The 16,527-nt window shown below is 69.6% G+C and carries 13 protein-coding genes and 3 pseudogenes; 8 read left to right on the forward strand and 8 right to left on the reverse strand.

From position 1 onward, the window contains the following. Positions 1-98: 98 nt before the first annotated feature. Positions 99-365 (reverse strand): annotated as a pseudogene (locus U9979_RS14270) (transposase); the annotation flags it as partial. Between U9979_RS14270 and U9979_RS14275 the strand changes: the two are divergent. The 5 genes and pseudogenes from U9979_RS14275 (at position 319) to U9979_RS14295 (ending at position 4,283) form a co-directional block, all read left to right on the forward strand. Beyond that, positions 319-558 (forward strand): hypothetical protein, encoded by a 240-nt coding sequence (locus U9979_RS14275; RefSeq protein ID WP_322779768.1) that lies wholly within the window; start codon positions 319-321, stop codon positions 556-558. The pseudogene U9979_RS14270 and the gene U9979_RS14275 sit on opposite strands and share 47 nt — an antisense overlap. Positions 559-735: 177 nt before the next feature. After that, a pseudogene (locus U9979_RS14280) lies at positions 736-1,697 on the forward strand (NAD(P)-dependent alcohol dehydrogenase). A 63-nt stretch (positions 1,698-1,760) separates the two neighbouring features. After that, positions 1,761-1,898, forward strand: a pseudogene (locus U9979_RS25230) (SDR family oxidoreductase); the annotation flags it as partial. Positions 1,899-2,460: 562 nt separating this feature from the next. Next, the gene (locus U9979_RS14290; protein ID WP_322749808.1) at positions 2,461-3,468 is read left to right on the forward strand and encodes an ATP-binding cassette domain-containing protein; all 1,008 of its coding nucleotides are present in this window, start codon (positions 2,461-2,463) and stop codon (positions 3,466-3,468) included. Then, positions 3,465-4,283 carry an ABC transporter permease gene (locus tag U9979_RS14295; protein WP_322749809.1) on the forward strand — a complete coding sequence of 273 codons (819 nt, stop codon included), beginning with the start codon at positions 3,465-3,467 and terminating at the stop codon, positions 4,281-4,283. Before U9979_RS14290 ends, U9979_RS14295 begins: the two co-directional genes overlap by 4 nt. Before the next feature lie 28 nt (positions 4,284-4,311). On the opposite strand, the gene U9979_RS14300 is transcribed toward U9979_RS14295, so the two are convergent. From U9979_RS14300 to U9979_RS14320, 5 genes are all read right to left on the reverse strand, one after another. Next, positions 4,312-7,524, reverse strand: coding sequence for a BTAD domain-containing putative transcriptional regulator (locus U9979_RS14300; protein ID WP_322779760.1), 3,213 nt, complete (start codon positions 7,522-7,524; stop codon positions 4,312-4,314). Between the two features lie 227 nt (positions 7,525-7,751). Continuing rightward, a complete protein-coding gene (locus U9979_RS14305; RefSeq protein ID WP_322749811.1) occupies positions 7,752-8,051 on the reverse strand; it encodes a hypothetical protein in 300 nt (99 codons plus the stop codon). Between the two features lie 70 nt (positions 8,052-8,121). Continuing rightward, the gene (locus U9979_RS14310) at positions 8,122-9,390 is read right to left on the reverse strand and encodes an ATP-binding protein (RefSeq protein ID WP_322779761.1); all 1,269 of its coding nucleotides are present in this window, start codon (positions 9,388-9,390) and stop codon (positions 8,122-8,124) included. A gap of 50 nt (positions 9,391-9,440) precedes the next feature. After that, on the reverse strand, positions 9,441-9,677 hold the full coding sequence (locus tag U9979_RS14315; protein ID WP_322779762.1) for a hypothetical protein: 237 nt from the start codon (positions 9,675-9,677) through the stop codon (positions 9,441-9,443). 197 nt (positions 9,678-9,874) lie between these two features. Beyond that, entirely contained in the window at positions 9,875-11,290 is a 1,416-nt protein-coding gene (locus U9979_RS14320) for an MFS transporter (RefSeq protein WP_322779763.1), read from the reverse strand. A 54-nt stretch (positions 11,291-11,344) separates the two neighbouring features. Between U9979_RS14320 and U9979_RS14325 the strand changes: the two genes are divergently transcribed. The 3 genes from U9979_RS14325 to U9979_RS14335 all read left to right on the forward strand — a co-directional run bounded on the left by U9979_RS14325 (position 11,345) and on the right by U9979_RS14335 (position 14,737). Further along, entirely contained in the window at positions 11,345-11,824 is a 480-nt protein-coding gene (locus U9979_RS14325) for a helix-turn-helix domain-containing protein (protein WP_322779764.1), read from the forward strand. Between the two features lie 134 nt (positions 11,825-11,958). Then, complete coding sequence (locus U9979_RS14330; RefSeq protein ID WP_322769208.1) at positions 11,959-12,315, forward strand: VOC family protein; 357 nt, start codon at positions 11,959-11,961, stop codon at positions 12,313-12,315. 103 nt (positions 12,316-12,418) lie between these two features. Continuing rightward, a complete protein-coding gene (locus tag U9979_RS14335) occupies positions 12,419-14,737 on the forward strand; it encodes an excinuclease ABC subunit UvrA (RefSeq protein ID WP_322779765.1) in 2,319 nt (772 codons plus the stop codon). A gap of 68 nt (positions 14,738-14,805) precedes the next feature. Here U9979_RS14335 and U9979_RS14340 read toward each other — a convergent pair whose 3' ends face one another. Both U9979_RS14340 and U9979_RS14345 read right to left on the reverse strand, forming a co-directional pair. Continuing rightward, positions 14,806-15,933 (reverse strand): NDMA-dependent alcohol dehydrogenase, encoded by a 1,128-nt coding sequence (locus U9979_RS14340; RefSeq protein ID WP_322779766.1) that lies wholly within the window; start codon positions 15,931-15,933, stop codon positions 14,806-14,808. 305 nt (positions 15,934-16,238) lie between these two features. Continuing rightward, positions 16,239-16,527 (reverse strand): Uma2 family endonuclease (locus U9979_RS14345; protein ID WP_322779767.1); only part of this gene is annotated, 289 nt, incomplete at its 5' end.

Consider the following 16,527-nt stretch of genomic DNA (forward strand, 5'->3'; position numbering starts at 1 on the left):
ATCGTCATCCCCCCAGCGCGCACGACACGGTCTCAGCCGCGGTTCCCCGGCGATGATCGGGTCTGTCAATATAACCGGTGTAAGTAATCTTTCTGGGGTTACTTTCGGCCGACAGTCAGGCGGCCGTCGAAAGTCATATCGAATGCATTCAATGCGCTTTTCCATTTGTTCGACCAGCGTTGTCGGGCGGTGCCGGTGGGATCGAGGGCCATGGTGGCCAGGTAGAGACACTTCAGCGCGGCCTGCTCGCTGGGGAAGTGCCCGCGGGCGTTGACGGCCTTGCGGTAGCGGGCGTTCAAGCTCTCGATCGCGTTGGTCGTGCAGATCACGGTCCGGATCTCGCGGTCGAAGGCCAGGAACGGGACGACCGGCGAGACCTGGATTCTGGTCGAGAGCATCACCGCCCGCGTGCAACGCGCCGTTCTCGCGGGGCGTGACCTCGCCACCGCCGCGGGCGAGGCGGGCTTGGAACCGGCCGACCTCGCGGACGCAGCCGACGCCTACCACCTGGCCGGAATCGCCACCCTCGAACGACACGCCCACGCGCGATGGAACTAGGTGCACGTCCGGCCTGCAAGGTAGACCGCACCCCGCCTGCGCAGGGAATTGGTCCCTACAGGTCTCGTCCCCATGGGTCATGCAAGTAGCGTCGAGGACCGTCACCATCGAGGTCGTGAGCATCACCCACCGAGCGTCCGAAGGTCACGGTGGACGCACGTGAGAGGTCGGTCGCGGATGAGGGCGGCGGTGCACGCCAGGTACGGCCCACCGGAGGTTGTGGGAATCCAGGAGGTCGACAAGCCCACGGCCGGCGCCGGTGAGGTCCTGGTCAGGGTGCACGCGGCGACGGTGAACCGCACCGACTGCGGCTACCGGGCCGCCAGACCGTTCATCATGCGGTTCGTCGCGGGGCTCACCGGGCCGAAGGCCACGATCCTCGGCAACGAGTTCGCCGGGGTGGTCGAGGCGGTCGGCACCGACGTCACCGTCTTCCGGACCGGGGACCGGGTCTTCGGCTACAACGAGGGTCCCTTCGGCACCCACGCGGAGTACCTGACCGTCCATGCCGATGGCCCGCTCGCGCAGGTGCCGGCAGGGGTCACCTTCGAACGGGCCGCCGCCGCCACGGAGGGCGCGCACTACGCCCTGTCGTTCATCAACAGGATCCCGGTCCGGGACGGTACGCAGATCCTGGTCAACGGGGCGACTGGGGCTATCGGCTCGGCGGCGGTCCAGCTGCTGACATGTCTGGGCGCCCAGGTGACCGCAGTGTGCGGCCCGGACGGCGTCGACGCGGCGCGAGGGCTGGGCGCCGACAGGGTCATCGATCACACCACGCAGGACTTCACGCGGGACGAGCATGTCTACGACGCCGTTTTCGACGCGGTCGGCAAGAGCTCGTTCGGCCGGTGCAGGCGGCTGCTCAAGCCCCGCGGGGTGTACGCCTCGGCCGATTCGCGCAGAACCCGGTGCTCGCGATGCTCACCCCGCTGCTGCGCAGCAGGAGAGTGGTGTTCCCGTACCCGTCGATCGACAGAACGATGGTGGAGTACATCCGGGACCTGCTCGCCTCGGGGCGGTTCCGGCCGCTTCTCGACCGGCAATACCCGCTGGAGCAGATCGTGGAGGCATACCGATACGTCGAGTCCGGGCAGAAGATCGGCAACGTCGTGATCGCGATCCGGCTCCCGGAATGAGGCCCCGCGACCGGGCTGCGGCGATGGCTGACGGCGCCCGGCCTCGAGGGTTTGGGCGTAGCGGAGTACGTCGCCAGCCGGACCCCGATGCGACGTGTCGGCCGGGCCGAGGAGCTCATCGGGCCGTTGCTGTTCCTCGCCTCAGACGCCTCCAGCTACATCACCGGGCTCAACCTCCTGGTTGACGGCGGCACCAACGCCGGCAACGGCTACTACCAGGTGCAGCCGGGACATCATGGCTGGGGTGCCATGCTGGGGGCGCCGAACGGACCGGCTGACGCCGTGCTGGCCGGAGGTGACGAGGACGCCGCCGAGGTCGACGATGGGGCGCTCTGCGGCGGCGGGGTTTCGGACGACGTCTCGGGGGGTGCCGTCGTCGACGTGCTCGTCGGCGGGGAGGGTCGTGACGAGGAAGCTGACCGCCCAGCCGTGGCCGGCGATGCCGTTGAGCATCAGCTGGAGCTGGCCTTTCAAGACCGTGCGGCGCCGGCCGGCGATTCGATGGATGGTGCTGCGAGCCGGGCGCTCACCCGGCATCGCCCCTGGCCAGGAGTCGTGTGGCGACCGGGCCGCGCCCTGGCGTCGCGCCTCAACTCCGGATCCATCGCCGCGCGGGCCTCGACCTCGTGGCCGACCCGGACCAGCCCACTCGTCGAGGCGGGCAGGGTCCGTGAAACCGTCCTGAGGGCGCGGTGAAACCGGTCGCCCACAGAGTTGTCACCGAGGGCCGGGCACCAGAGCACGGTTCGGAAGGAGTATCTCGATGACAGCCGCGGTCCACGCACGTGGCCTGGTCAAGACGTTCGGCGACCTGCGAGCCGTAGACGGCGTCGACCTTGATATCGGCGAGGGCGAGATCTTCGGCGTGCTCGGCCCCAACGGTGCCGGCAAGACGACGATGCTGAAGATGCTGGCGACGCTGCTAAAGATCGACGAGGGCGAGGGGTCCGTCTTCGGCGTCGACGTCCGCCGCGAGCCGCACCGGGTGCGGCAGCTGATCGGCGTCACCGGTCAGTACGCCTCCGTCGACGAGAATCTCACCGCCGCCGAGAACCTCTGGATGTTCGGGCGCCTGCAGGGCCTGAGCTCACGCAGGTCACGCGACACCGCCGCCCAGCTGCTCGAGCAGTTCGGCCTCGCCGACGCCGCGGACAAGCGGATCTCGCATTTCTCGGGCGGGATGCGGCGGCGGCTCGACCTGGCCGCGAGCCTGATCACTCGGCCTCCGCTGATCTTTCTCGACGAGCCGACCACCGGCCTCGACCCCCGGACGCGCGGGCAGATGTGGGAAACCATCCGCGACCTGGTCGCCAGCGGGTGCACCGTCCTGCTGACCACGCAGTACCTCGACGAGGCCGACCAGCTCGCCGGCCGGATCGCGGTGATCGACCACGGCCGCAAGGTGGCCGAGGGCACACCTGACGAGCTGAAGAGCTCGGTCGGCAACCTGACGTTGCAGCTGCGCCTGGCCGCGGGCGCGGATATTTCGCTGGCCGCGGATGTGGTGCGCCGCCAGCTCGGTGAGGAGCCGGTCCTCACCCCGGAGTCCGGGCAGCTCAACGTCCCGATCGAGACGGCCGACCGGGTGGCCGACGTGCTGATCGGGCTGCGCCAGGCGGGTGTCCACGTCGCCTCGGTGGGCGTCGACAAGCCGACTCTCGACGAGGTCTTCCTCGCGCTCACCGGCCACGACACCGGCGAGAGCGAGCGGGCGGACACGACCGAGCCCGAACCCATGCGTGCGGAAGCCCCACAGGAGGTGGCCCGATGACCACGATCACGATCGACTCCCGGGCGGCGGTCGGCCGCGCCCAGAGCCGGCCCAGCCCGGCGGACACGTTCCGCCAGATCATGATCATGGCCTGGCGTGCCACCAAGAAGATGCGGCGCAACCCGGAGCAGTTCTTCGACGTGACGTTGCAGCCGATCCTCTTCACGGCGATGTTCGCCTACATCTTCGGTGGGGCGATCTCTGGCGATGTGAAGAGCTACCTGCCGCTGATGATCCCCGGCATCCTCGCGCAGACCGTGCTGACGACCAGCATGGCCACCGGCACCCAGCTGCGCGAGGACATCGACAAGGGCGTCTTCGACCGGTTCCGGTCGCTGCCGATGGCCCGGATCGCGCCGCTGGCGGGGCCGATGGTCGCAGACCTGCTCCGCTACACGATCGCCGCGACGATCACCTTCGCCATGGGCATCGCGATCGGCTACCGGCCCGGCGGCGGCGTGCTCGGCGTGGTCGCCGCGATCCTGCTCGCGGTCTTCATCGGCTGGTCGCTGGCCTGGGTGTTCACCTGCCTCGGCACCGTCGCGCGCAGCGCCCAGAGTGTCCAGGGCATCTCCATGATGATCATGTTCCCGTTGACGTTCCTGTCGAACGCGTTCGTGCCCATCGACACCCTGCCGGGCTGGCTGGCCGCGTTCGTCAGGGTCAACCCGGTATCGCACCTGGTCTCCGCCGACCGGGAGCTGGCCAACCACGCCCACCTATCCATGGAGGCGGGCTGGACGCTCGTCGCCGGCGTCGCCGTGATCGCGGTGTTCGCGCCGTTGTCCGTACGGCTCTACAAACGGCACCTTTAGCCGGCTGGCGGCCGGCTGACGGCCAGGCCTACCCGGTCTGGTCGACGGGCCCGATCTGGTCGACGGGCCCGATCTGGTCGACGGGCCCGATCTGGTCGACGACGCGGCGGGCCGTGTCGGCCAGGTCTGGCCCGTGGCGATCGCCGAACTCGGCGCGCAGGGCCGCGACCCGGCCGGGCGCCCGTTCCTCGGCACAGGGCGCGATCTTCTCCCAGGCCATCGTCGGCATCATCCGGCTGTAGGAGAACCGCTCGGCGAGCACCAGCAGCCGCACGGCCTCGGCCGGGGGCATCGCCGATCGCACCAGCCCCCAGGTGCCGAGCGCGAACAGCGCCATGCCGCACATCCGGTAGTCGAGGTAGCGGTCACCGAGGCCGAGAACACGTGACGTCCTGGCCAGGCACAGGCGAAACAGCTCCGCGCCCTCGGCCTCGTCGCCGCTGGTCCCGTGGTGGGCGAGCACGGTTAACAGGCTCGCGTCGGCGAACAACTGCCAGGGCTCCATGCCGGTCGGAGCCTGGCCGGGGAAGACGAACGCGCGCATGCGCGCCGCAGCGGCCCGAAACGCCGCGAGCCCGGCGACTGGATCTCCCTTCGCCAGCGCGAGTTCCCCCGCGACGGTCCCGAACGCGAACCGGCCGCTGAGGATGGTGTCGGACTCCTTGATCTGGTCCATCTGGCCAAGGTGCCCCCCAGCCTCGTCGAGACGTCCGGTAGCCACGGCGCACAGCGCGAGGACCGAGTGGAGCTGGATCAGGTCGTCGAGCGCGCCGAGCCGTTCGAGCACCGGTAACGCCGCGCGGGCGTGCGGCACGGCCGCGGCCGGATGACCCAGCTGCATGTGCAGTCCGGCCAGATGGGCGTTCAGCATCGCCACGACCCACGGGCCGTCGAACGCCCCCCGCATCAGGGCCAGCGCGCGCTCGGCCGCGTCGATCGCGCCCGCGGGGTTACCGGCGTTCTCGAGCAGATAGCTCCGCCACTGCAGGGCCGCGATCGCGACGGACGGGTTCGGGGAGCCGGCCAGCTGGCCCAGCCGTGTTTCCAGGCCCCCGGCGCAGGCCGGGTCATGCGCGAGCAGCACCGTGACCATGGCGTTGATCCGGGTGTCGCCACGCTCGTCGGTCCCCAGCCGGACGAGCAGGTCACGGATCGGACCGAGTGCCTGGCTCGTCGCAATGATCATGGTGTTCTGCATCACGATCACCATGGCCGCGCGGGTGGGGTCGGCCAGCTCCGCCGGTGGCCACCAGCCGGCGACCGTCTCGGCGACCGTGCCCGCAAGCGCCGCCACCCTGGTGTGCTCACCCCGGACGGACCACAGCCCGCCCAGGCCGCACAACACCTGGACCGCGGCCTCCGGGTCGGCGCCGGCCAGCGCCTGGCGCAGTGCGTCGGCCAGATTGATCTCCTCCGCGGCGAGCGCGTCGATGCCCGCGAGCTGGTCCGGGCCGAACAGCCCCCGCGCCGCGGCGCTCGCGTAGCGGATCGCCCACGCGCGCCGGGACGCCTGCGCCTGTTCCCGCTCGCCGGCCTGGGCGAGGCGCATCCGGCCGAACTCGCGCACCGTCTCCAGCATCCGGTACCGAACGCTGGCGTTCGACTCGGCGACGGTCAGCAGGGACTGGTCCACCAGCGCCTGCACCGCGCCCAGCGCGTCCTCGCCGAGCACCTCCTCGGCTGCGGCGAGGGTGACGCCGTCCTGGAAGACCGAGAGCCACCGCAGCGCGCGGCGCTCGCGCTCCGCCAGCAGGTTCCAGGACCAGTCGATGACGGCAAGCAAGGTGCGATGCCGGTCCGGAGCGTTCCTGACGCCGCCGCGCAGTAGGGCGAACCGGTCCTCCAGCCGTCGGCGGATCTCCTCCACGGACATCACCCGCGCCTTGGCGGCGGCGAGCTCGATGGCCAGCGGGAGACCGTCCAGCCGGGTCACGATGTCGGTCACCGCGTCGTCGGGCAGCTGGACGTCGGGCCGCGCTGCGACGGCTCGCTGCCGGAACAGTTCGACGGACTCCGCGTGACCGAGCGCGCTCAGCGAATAGACGTGTTCCGCGCTGATCGCCAACGGCGCGCGCGACGTGGTGACCACACGCAGATCGCTGGTGGTGGCGACGAGGAACGCGACCAGGTCGGCCACGGCGTCGACGAGATGCTCGCAGTTGTCGAGGATCAGCAGGCTGGGCGCCGCGCTGAGATGCTGGGCGATCCGTCCGCGCACGTCGGCGAGCTGCTGGGGCGTCAACGTCCGGCGGCCGTGCACCGAGTCGCGTACTCCCAGCGCCGAGCCGACCTCGCCGATCAGGTCCTCCGGCGAGGTGACGCCAACCAGGCCGACGAAGTGCACCACCGGCCGTTGGATGGACCGGCCGAGCACATGGGCCAGCCTGGTCTTACCAAGCCCGCCCGGGCCGACGATCGAGACCACGCGGGCGGAGTTGACGAGCGCGCTGAGCTGCCGGAGGTCGTCCGAGCGCCCGACCAGCGAGCTCGCGTCGTAGTGCAGGCCCGCGCGCACTGGCTCGTCGAGGTGGAGCAGTTCGCGGTGCACCCGCTCCAGCTCGGAGCCGGGGTTGACGCCGAGTCGGTCGCGAAGCCCGGCCCGGTATCTCTCATACCTGTCGAGAGCCGCGCCTGTGCCCCGTACCGCCGCCTCGCTTCGCAGCAGGCAGGCCAGCACCGCCTCATCCGACGGATCCCGGTCGAACGCCTCCCCTAGCCGCGGCAGCGCGGACGCGTGCTCTCCGGTCAGGCTCAGCACGCGACCCAGTAACCCGGCCAGTTCGGCCCGGTACCCTTCGGCGCCGCGGCGGAGCTCCGCCAGCGGGTGATCGTCCCCGTCCTGGGGTGTCGCCAGTGACGCCGCCAGCGCCATGGCCTCGGTCGCCGCCTCACGTGCCACGAGCACGTCACCGGCCGCGAGCAGGTTCCGCGCACGCACCGTCAGGTCGCGCAGTCGGAACGCGTCCACCTGGTCGGCGGGGACGCCGAGCCGGTAACCGTGGCCGTCTCGAACGACCGCGTCCGGTCCGCACTGGGCGCGTGTCCGCGAGATCAGGACCTGCAGCGCCTTGCCGGCGTTTCCCGGGCCGTGCTCGCCCCAGATCGCCTCGGCCAGCCGGTCGCTCGGCACCGCCTGACCGTCGCCGACGGCCAAGGCGGCCAGCAACGCCTGCGGACGCTGACCGACCACCGGCCGGCCGCGCCAGCACACGCGGTCGAGGACAGTCAGGACGATCGGCACCCACTCAGTTTAGAGACGAGGAATCAGCCGCCGGTATTCACGCGGAAGCCACCTTCCCGTCACCTCCAAACCTTTCTTCCCAGGTCAACCCGGGTAAGCAGGCCAGAGCCGCGTCTTTCAGGAACGACTGCCGCCGAACCTGGCTCGATTTCCTTGCTGGAACTCGGTCGCGACCGCCTTCACCGCTGCGGCGACTTCCCGACTCTGATCAAGGACTACGACTTGGCTCAGGCGGTCCATGCGGGGCCGTCAAGGTCGTGGATCGGGTCGCGGAGGCCGGCGACGCCGGATCGTTCGTCGAGGATCCGGCGCAGTTCCGATGCCTGACGCACCACACAGTTCCGCTCGACGAGGACGAGATCGTCGAGCGTGCCCGCCGCTCGCATTGAGCCCAATCCGGCTGCCGACAACGGCAGCTGCGACACGGCGATCACCGCAGCGACGGCCGGGTCGACGTCGTGGGCGAAGACGGTGACCTGGGGGCGTAGCGGCGGGTACAGGGGACAGTCGGCTTCCGGAGTGCTCATGACGAGGGCCTCCTCGCTGGTATCTCCGGCTGGCTGAGGCCGGGCTGAGCCGCTCGGCCGCCTGTGGCGGTCACGGGCCGAACAGGGCCAGCGGGACGACGGCGACGTCGTCGCTTCGACGGTAGGCATGCTGGCCGGCGTAGAGGACGACGGCATCGATCAAGTCTTTTCCGATCCGATTGCGAAGCCATTGGAGGTGCTTGACGTCGACGTCCTCGACCCGGTCGGCCAATTTGACCTCGATGCCCAGTATCCGGCCATCCGCGTGCTGGACGATCAGGTCCACTTCGTGGTCGTTGTTGCGCGTACGTAGGTGGCCCACACGGGCTTCGGCGGCCTCGGCGTAGGTGTGGATGCTGAGTGCGGCAAGATGCTCGAAAAGCGCGCCGAGGATCGTGCCCTCCGACAGGTCTGTGCTGCCTTGCTCAGCGCGCAGGAGTGCGGAGTCGTCGAGTCCGAGCAGCCGTGCGACTAGAGCGGGGTCGGCTAGGTGGTGTTTGGGGGACTGGCCGAGTCGATCAAGATGGTTCCGGCTGGGAATCCAGGGCGGTATCGCGTCTAGTAGCCACAGGGACGACAGGGCGTCGCGGTAGGCGAGCGTGGTCTCCTTGGCCGGTTTGTTCGCCAGCCCGGCGGTGGCAGCGTCGAGGATCTTTGAATAGGTCGTCGTTGTCGATGTCGCGGCGGCGTAGGCGGCGAGCCAGGCGCGCAGCGCCGCCGGCCTGCGGACCGGGTAGCCCTGCTCGGGGAATTCCCGTTGGACGACGTTGTCCAGGTATGCATCCAGTTCCGCCCGTCGTACGCGTGGCGGCAGACCGCGGATGGCGGGGAAGCCCGATGCCGTGATCTCCTCGACATAGTCCGTCAACCGGAGCGCGGTGGCCCCGCCGACATCCCGGTTCCCGTGGAGGAGCGCGGCCAGGCTCACGGTCTGCGTCTCGATGCCCCGCTCTGCCACACTCAGCGGACGCATTCGCATGGGTACCATCCGCCCCGCGCCCGAGTGGACCACCGTCCCCCGGGGCGCCGAGCTGCCGGCGACGATGAAGTGGCCGGGCGGCGAGCCGGCGTCAACCGCGTGCCGCACGTGGTCCCACACCTCGGGAACGCGCTGCCACTCGTCCACGAGCACCGGCCCGGGCAGGCGGGTCAGGATGGACGGGTCGGCCGTCACGATCTCACGCTGGCCGGGAAGGCTGAGATCGATGACCGACGCGGCGCGTTGCATCGCGGTCGCGGTCTTGCCGACCCCTTTCGGCCCATGGATCGACAAGGCACGAAGGTACGGCTGAAGCTCGTCCAGTGTGTCGTCGAGGATGCGGCGCCGATAGTCGATCACAGGGCTACTCTACCAATTGCAGAGCTTTTAGTCTGCCGATTGCACGAGAATTAGTCTTCCAGTCGCAGATCGAAGTCCTTCTGTGACAGGCTCGCTTCCTGGCCGCACCGCCGCACCGCCGCACCGCCGCACCGCCGCACCGCCGCACCGCCGCACCGCCGCACCGCCGCACCGCCGCACCGCCGCACCGCCGCACCGCCGCACCGCCGCACGGCGCCAGCCGAGCCGACCTCGCCAGCCACGACCAGCAGACCGCCGAACTCGCCCGCTACAAGATCGGGCGCCACTCGAAGGCACCCACGACATGCCGCCCGGCGTCGGTGACGTCAAAGACCCAGCCCGGCGAGTGGGTGTGACGTCGTCGACCCAACCGCCGTGCGGTGGCTGCGATTGTGGGGTAACGGTGACGGTGACGGTGACGGTGACGAGGACGAGGACGAGGACGGTGCGCTCGGCGGGCTGACCGCCGACCGTTAGGCCGATCTCAACGTTGTGCCGCCGGCCGGCGGAGCAGGGCGAGGGCGGGCACGGTTCCGGCGAGGGAGATCCCGGCGGTGGCCCACCAGACGGTGCGGAACGCGTGTAGCTGCGTGCCGCCGGTTTTAGCGCCGCCGAGGACGGCGACCACGATGGCGACGCCCAGGGCCAGGCCGGTCTGGCGGAGCATGTTGATGACTGCGGACCCGGTCGCGAATTCGGGCGGGGGCAGCGAGGCTGAGGCGGTGGCCATCATCGTCGGCAGGGTCAGGCCGACGCCGACACCAGTGAGGATCATGCCGCCAAGCAGGCCCGAGGCGTAGTTCGGCTCGGTCCCGATCGCAAGGGCCCACCAGGCGACGCCGGCCCCGAAGGCCACGCCGCCGACCGCGATCACAGCTGCGGGTCCGTAGCGGGCGATCAGACGGCCGGCGAGGCCGAAGGAGATCAGCGGAACCATCAGCGGTCCGGGGGCCAAGGCAAGGCCGACGCGCAGGGCCGACCATCCCCAGTGGCCCTGCTCCCACAGCACGATCGACAGCAACATCGCGCCAAACGCTGCGGAGAAGGACAGGGCGACGATCGACGCGCCGGTGAAGGATCGGGACGCGAACAGTGACGGGCGGATGAGCGGCGTGCGGCTGCGCAGGCAGTGCGCTGTGAACGCGGCGAGCAGCAGCCCGGCGGCCGTCAGCGACGCGATGATCGAGGACGACGTCCAGCCCCAGTCGCTGCCTTTGACCAGCCCGAACGTCAACAGCGCCACGCCACCGGTCATGAGGATCACGCCGAGCGGATCAGGCCGCTCGACGGGGTGGCCGTGGATGTGGGGCAGCCGGCGCCAGCCGACGACCAGGGCGGTGATCCCGACGGGGACGTTGACCAGGAACACCCACCGCCAACTGGCGGCGACCAGCAGGCCGCCGACGACCGGGCCGATGCCGGCGGCCACCCCGCCGGCCGCGGTCAACGCGCGGACCGCGCCGGGGCGGCGCGCCGGTTCGTAGGCGGCGAGCACCAGCCCGAGCGAGGTCGGGGTCAGCAGTGCAGCCCCGGCTGCCTGCACCAGCCGGAAGCCGATCAACATCTCGACGCTCGTCGATGCCGCGCAGGCGGCGGACGCGGCGGTGAAGACGGCGATGCCGAGCAGGAACCCGTGGTCACGGCGGTAGCGGTCCGCGAGCCGCCCGAAGAACACCAGCAGCGACGCGTAGACGATGGCGTACCCGTTGAGCACCCAGGACAGTCCGCCCAGGTCGGACGCGCCGAGATCGCGGGCGATCTGCGGCAGGGCGACGTTGACGATGAACAGGTCGAGGCTGGCGAGGATGACGCCGGCGCACACGATCAGCAGCACCTGGCGCGGCGCTGCCTGCCTTGGTGCCGCGGTCGGACGGTCGCGAACCGTGGCGAGTTCTGTCATAGAACTTACTCTAGAGGTAGTGAGTTCCATCATGCAACTAGCTAGCATGGGGGCATGGAACGCAAGAGCTTCGCCGACATGCACTGCTCGGTCGCGCAGTGCCTCGAGGTCGTCGGCGAGTGGTGGTCGATGCTGATCCTGCGGGACGTCTTCTTCGGAGTCAGCCGCTTCGACGCGTTCCAGGATCGGCTCGGGATCTCCCGCAACGTGCTCAACCAGCGCCTGAACAAGCTGGTGGAGTCCGGCATCCTCACGAAGAAGCCTTACAGCCAGCATCCGCCGCGCTACGATTACCGGCGCACCGAGAAGGGCCGTGACCTGTGGCCGGTGTTGGAAAGCATGCGGCAGTGGGGCGACAAGCACGCCGCGCCGGACGGTCCGCCGGTTCTCATGAGGCACACCAACTGCGGGCAGATCTCGACGGCGGTCATGACCTGCTCCAGCTGCGGCGAACCGCTCGAGGCACGAGGTATGCAGGCCGTCGCCGGGCCAGGGGCTCCGGACGGCTGCATCCCTGTTGCCGGGCGCTCGTAACGGTGTGAAGAAGATAGCGGAAGCCATGGAGAGCCGGCCGAAAGTGAGCAGTTTCGGAGAAGCGTCGGTCACCGATCCGCACCTAGCATGACCGTCATGGCCATCACGATTCACGCGACCTTCCTGGAGCGACCATGACCGGCTCTTCCACCCAGGGAATCAAGACCGTGCTGCATCCTGTGTCCGACCTGGCGACGGCCAAGGCGGTGTACAGCGCACTGCTCGGCGTACCGCCGCAGACCGACGAGTCCTACTACGTCGGCTACGAGGCCGCGGGCCAGCACATCGGGCTGGTGCCGGGCGGTGGACCGCAGGGCATGACCTCACCGGTGGCCTACTGGCACGTTCCGGACATCGAGGCGAAGCTGGCCGAGGTGACCGCCGCGGGTGCCACCGTGAAGGAGCCCGCGCACGACGTCGGTGGCGGTCGCTTGGTGGCCACCGTCACCGACCCCGATGGCAATGTCCTCGGGCTGCTTCAGGACCGCTGAGGGCCGACATCCGCTCCCGCCCTCAGCGTCGTCGCGACACCGCGCATCGGCTCATCCGCGACGCCGCGTCCCAGTGCCGGTCGCTCTGACAGATGGAGACACGATGAGCATGGCCACGAGGACGGACACGCAGTCGCCTGCGCTGCACGTTCCCGACAGCCACGATGTGATCCGCGTGCAGGGCGCGCGCGAGAACAACCTCAAGGACGTCAGCGTCGAGATTCCGAAGCGCCGCCTGACGGTGTTCACCGGCGTCTCCGGCTCGGGCAAGAGCTCTCTGGTGTTCGGCACGATCGCCGCGGAGTCGCAGCGGATGATCAACGAGACTTACAGCGCCTTCGTGCAGGGCTTCATGCCGACGCTGGCGCGGCCCGAGGTCGACGTACTCGAAGGGCTGACGACCGCGATCATCGTCGACCAGGAGCGGATGGGCGCCAACTCCCGTTCCACCGTCGGCACCGCCACCGACGCCAACGCGATGCTGCGGATCGCCTTCAGCCGACTCGGCGAGCCGAGTGCCGGGCCGTCGTCCCACTACAGCTTCAACCTGCCCGCCGCCGGCGCCTGCCCGCACTGCGAGGGCATGGGCAGCGTGACCGACATCGACCTCACCCAGCTCTTCGACGACTCCAAGTCGCTCGCCGAGGGCGCGATCACCATCCCCGGCTACAAGGTGGACGGCTGGTGGACCGTGGGGATCTTCATCGAGTCGGGCTTCCTCGACCCGGACAAGCCGATCCGTAAGTACACCAAGAAGGAGCTGCACGACTTCCTCCACCGCGAGCCGACCAAGGTGAAGGTCAACGGCGTCAACCTCACCTACGAGGGGCTGATCCCGAAGGTCCGCAAGTCGTTCCTCGCCAAGGACCGGGAGGCGATGGCGCCGCACATCCGGGCGTTCGTGGACCGGGCGGTCACTTTCACCGCGTGCCCCGAGTGCGGCGGCACCCGGCTCAACGAGGCGGCCCGCGCCTCGCGGATCGGCGGGATCAACATCGCCGACGCCTGCGCGATGCAGATCAGCGACCTGGCCGTTTGGGTCCGCGGCGTCGACGAGCCGTCGGTGGCGCCGCTGCTCGCGACGCTGGCGCAGACCCTCGACTCGTTCGTGGAGATCGGGCTGGGCTACCTCTCGCTCGACCGGCCGTCGGGCACGCTGTCGGGCGGCGAGGCGCAGCGCGTCAAGATGATCAGCCACCTCGGCTCTTCGCTCACCGACGTCACCTACGTCTTCGACGAGCCGACGATCGGGCTGCACCCCCATGACATCCAGCGGATGAACGACCTGCTGCTGCGGCTGCGGGACAAGGGCAACACGGTGCTCGTCGTGGAGCACAAGCCGGAGACGATCGCGATCGCCGACCACGTCGTCGACCTCGGCCCCGGCGCCGGTACGGCGGGCGGCACCGTCTGCTTCGAGGGCACCGTCGAGGGACTGCGGGCCAGCGGCACCCTCACCGGCCGCCATCTCGACGACCGGGCCGCCCTCAAGGAGACGGTGCGGACGCCCGCCGGCCGGCTTGCGATCCGCGGCGCGACGGCGCACAACCTGCGCGACGTCGACGTCGACATCCCGCTCGGGGTGCTTGTCGTCGTCACCGGCGTCGCCGGTTCGGGAAAGAGTTCCCTGATCGACGGCTCGGTCTCGGGCCGGGACGGGGTGGTGCCGATCGACCAGGGCACGATCCGCGGCTCGCGACGGAGCAACCCGGCGACGTACACCGGACTGCTCGATCCGATCCGCAAGGCGTTCGCGAAGGCCAACGGCGTGAAGCCGGCGCTGTTCAGCGCCAACTCCGAGGGCGCCTGCCCCACCTGCAACGGCGCCGGCGTCATCTACACCGACCTGGCGATGATGGCCGGCGTCGCCACCACCTGCGAGGAGTGCGAGGGGAAGCGGTTCGGAGCAGCGGTGCTGGTCCACCACCTCGGTGGCCGCGACATCAGCGAGGTGCTCGCGATGTCGGTGACCGAGGCCGAGGGGTTCTTCGGCGCCGGCGAGGCGCGCACGCCGGCCGCGCACGCCATCCTCGACCGGCTCGCCGACGTCGGGCTGGGCTACCTCAGCCTCGGCCAGCCGCTCCCTACGCTGTCCGGCGGCGAGCGACAGCGGCTCAAGCTGGCCACCCACATGGCCGGGAAGGGCGGCGTCTACGTCCTCGACGAGCCGACCACCGGCCTCCACCTCGCCAACGTCGAGCAGCTGCTCGGCCTGCTCGACCGGCTCGTCGACTCCGGCACGTCGGTCATCGTCATCGAGCACCACCAGGCGGTCATGGCACACGCCGACTGGATCATCGACCTCGGCCCTGGTGCCGGCCACGACGGCGGCCGGATCGTCTTCGAGGGCACACCCGCCGACCTCGTCGCCGCCCGCTCCACCCTCACCGGCGAGCACCTCGCGGCCTACGTCGGTACCTGACCGAGGCCCTCCCGGACACCGTGAGACGAGGTCTCTCATCTGTTTCGACCGAGCCCGCTTCTACGCCATCAGCGGTCGGCGTCGGTGTAGAGCACCACGCCGCGTAGGTTCCGTCCGGCGGCCATGTCGGCATAGCCGGAGTTGATGTCCTCGAGTTTGTACGTCGACGTGACCAGTTCGTCCAGCTTGAGCTTTCCCTCGCGGTACATGTCCAGCAGCCAGGGAATCTCCACCCGGGGATTCGCGCCACCGAAGATCGCACCTTTGAGGGTCTTCTGCAGCAACGTCAGCTCGAACAGGCTGAGCTTGACGTCGAGGTCGGTTGCCGGACCCATCCCGGCCACCACGCAGGTGCCGCCCTTACCGACCAGAGCCAACGCCGGAGCGATGTACTCGCCACGCATCCGGTCAATGGCGATGACGGCCTTCTCCGCACCGCGGCCCCAGGTCAGCTCGGTCACCGGAGCCAACGCCTCGTCCAGCGAGGCGAAGGTGTGGGTGGCACCGAACCGCTGTGCCTGCTCCCGCTTGAAGGCCACCGGGTCGATGGCGATCACCCACTTCGCGCCGGCCGCGACCGCACCCTGCACCGCGTTGATGCCGACACCGCCGACACCGATGACGACCACCGTTTCGCCCGGTCGTACCCCGGCAACGTGGGTCGCCGAGCCCCACCCGGTGGTCACCCCGCATCCGACCAGCGCCGCCTTGTCCAGCGGGACGTCCTTCCTGATCTTGATCGCGGATGCCTGGTGCACGGTGACGTACGGGGAGAAGGTGCCGAGCAGGGAGGTCGGGATCACCGGCTTGCCGCGCGCGCGCACCCGGTACGACCCGTCCGAGATCGACTTCCCGGTCAGCAGGTCGGCGCCGAGGTCGCACAGGTTCTGCCGGCCCGACGAGCACGGCGGGCACTGCCCACAGGACGGGATGAAGCCGAGCACCACATGGTCGCCTTCGGCCAGCCCGCGCACGCCCGGACCGACCGTTGTCACCACCCCCGCACCCTCATGCCCCCCGAGGATGGGGAAGAATTTCGCCGGAAAATCCCCGTCCCCGATGTGCCGATCGGAGAAGCACAGCCCCGAGGCGGCCAGCTCCACCGTGACCTCGCCCTCCCGCGGGTCACCCACGTCGATCTGCTCGACCTGCCACTCCTCGTGCAGGCCCCAGACGAGCGCGCCCTTCGTCCGCACATCTCCTCCTATCCGATTGCCCGGTTTCGTTTACTTTCACCAGTTTTGGACACCGAGGCAGGTCCCACGAGCCGTGTCGCTGCCGAACCCACCCGCTGCGCGCCGTTTACTTCGGCAGGTTCAAACGATCCTGGCGACGCTCCGATAAGATGATCTCGGCAACGTCGACAGACTGGATGGTGGATGGGTCTGGCAGCCTGACTCACGCCTACGAACTTGACTCGATCATGATGGCTTCCCCCGTCCAAGACCTCTGGTGCCGAGGACGGGATGCCAGCTCGTACCGAAGCGCGCGACAGACGTCGCTACAGCCGAGTAAGGCCGATCTTGACTGGGAAGGGTGCGCCAGCGTCGACGACGCCCGTGGAGACCTCACCGGCATGGTACGTCCTGGCTGCCGGGTCGAGGACGTAGGTACAGACGACCGGGACGCCGGCGGGGGGCTGCTCGACCCGCCAGTAGTACGAGATTCCGGCCCTCGCGTACTGCTCGGCCTTGACAATCCGGTCGGTCGTCTCCGAGCCCGGCGAGACGACCTCGACGACGAGCAGGATGTGCTCGGGCCGGGCCGGCATGATGTCGATCGTGTTGGCG

Source organism: Protofrankia sp. Cas4, assembly GCF_963555915.1.
GTDB lineage: Bacteria > Actinomycetota > Actinomycetes > Frankiales > Frankiaceae > Protofrankia.

Excerpts from the sequence above, each read along its gene's own strand:
- U9979_RS14325 (WP_322779764.1), top strand. The coding sequence starts at position 11,345 with ATGGAACGCAAGAGCTTCGCCGACATGCACTGCTCGGTCGCGCAGTGC.
- U9979_RS14305 (WP_322749811.1), bottom strand. The coding sequence starts at position 8,051 with ATGAGCACTCCGGAAGCCGACTGTCCCCTGTACCCGCCGCTACGCCCC.
- U9979_RS14320 (WP_322779763.1), bottom strand. The coding sequence starts at position 11,290 with ATGACAGAACTCGCCACGGTTCGCGACCGTCCGACCGCGGCACCAAGG.
- U9979_RS14295 (WP_322749809.1), top strand. The coding sequence starts at position 3,465 with ATGACCACGATCACGATCGACTCCCGGGCGGCGGTCGGCCGCGCCCAG.
- U9979_RS14330 (WP_322769208.1), top strand. The coding sequence starts at position 11,959 with ATGACCGGCTCTTCCACCCAGGGAATCAAGACCGTGCTGCATCCTGTG.
- U9979_RS14290 (WP_322749808.1), top strand. The coding sequence starts at position 2,461 with ATGACAGCCGCGGTCCACGCACGTGGCCTGGTCAAGACGTTCGGCGAC.
- U9979_RS14335 (WP_322779765.1), top strand. The coding sequence starts at position 12,419 with ATGAGCATGGCCACGAGGACGGACACGCAGTCGCCTGCGCTGCACGTT.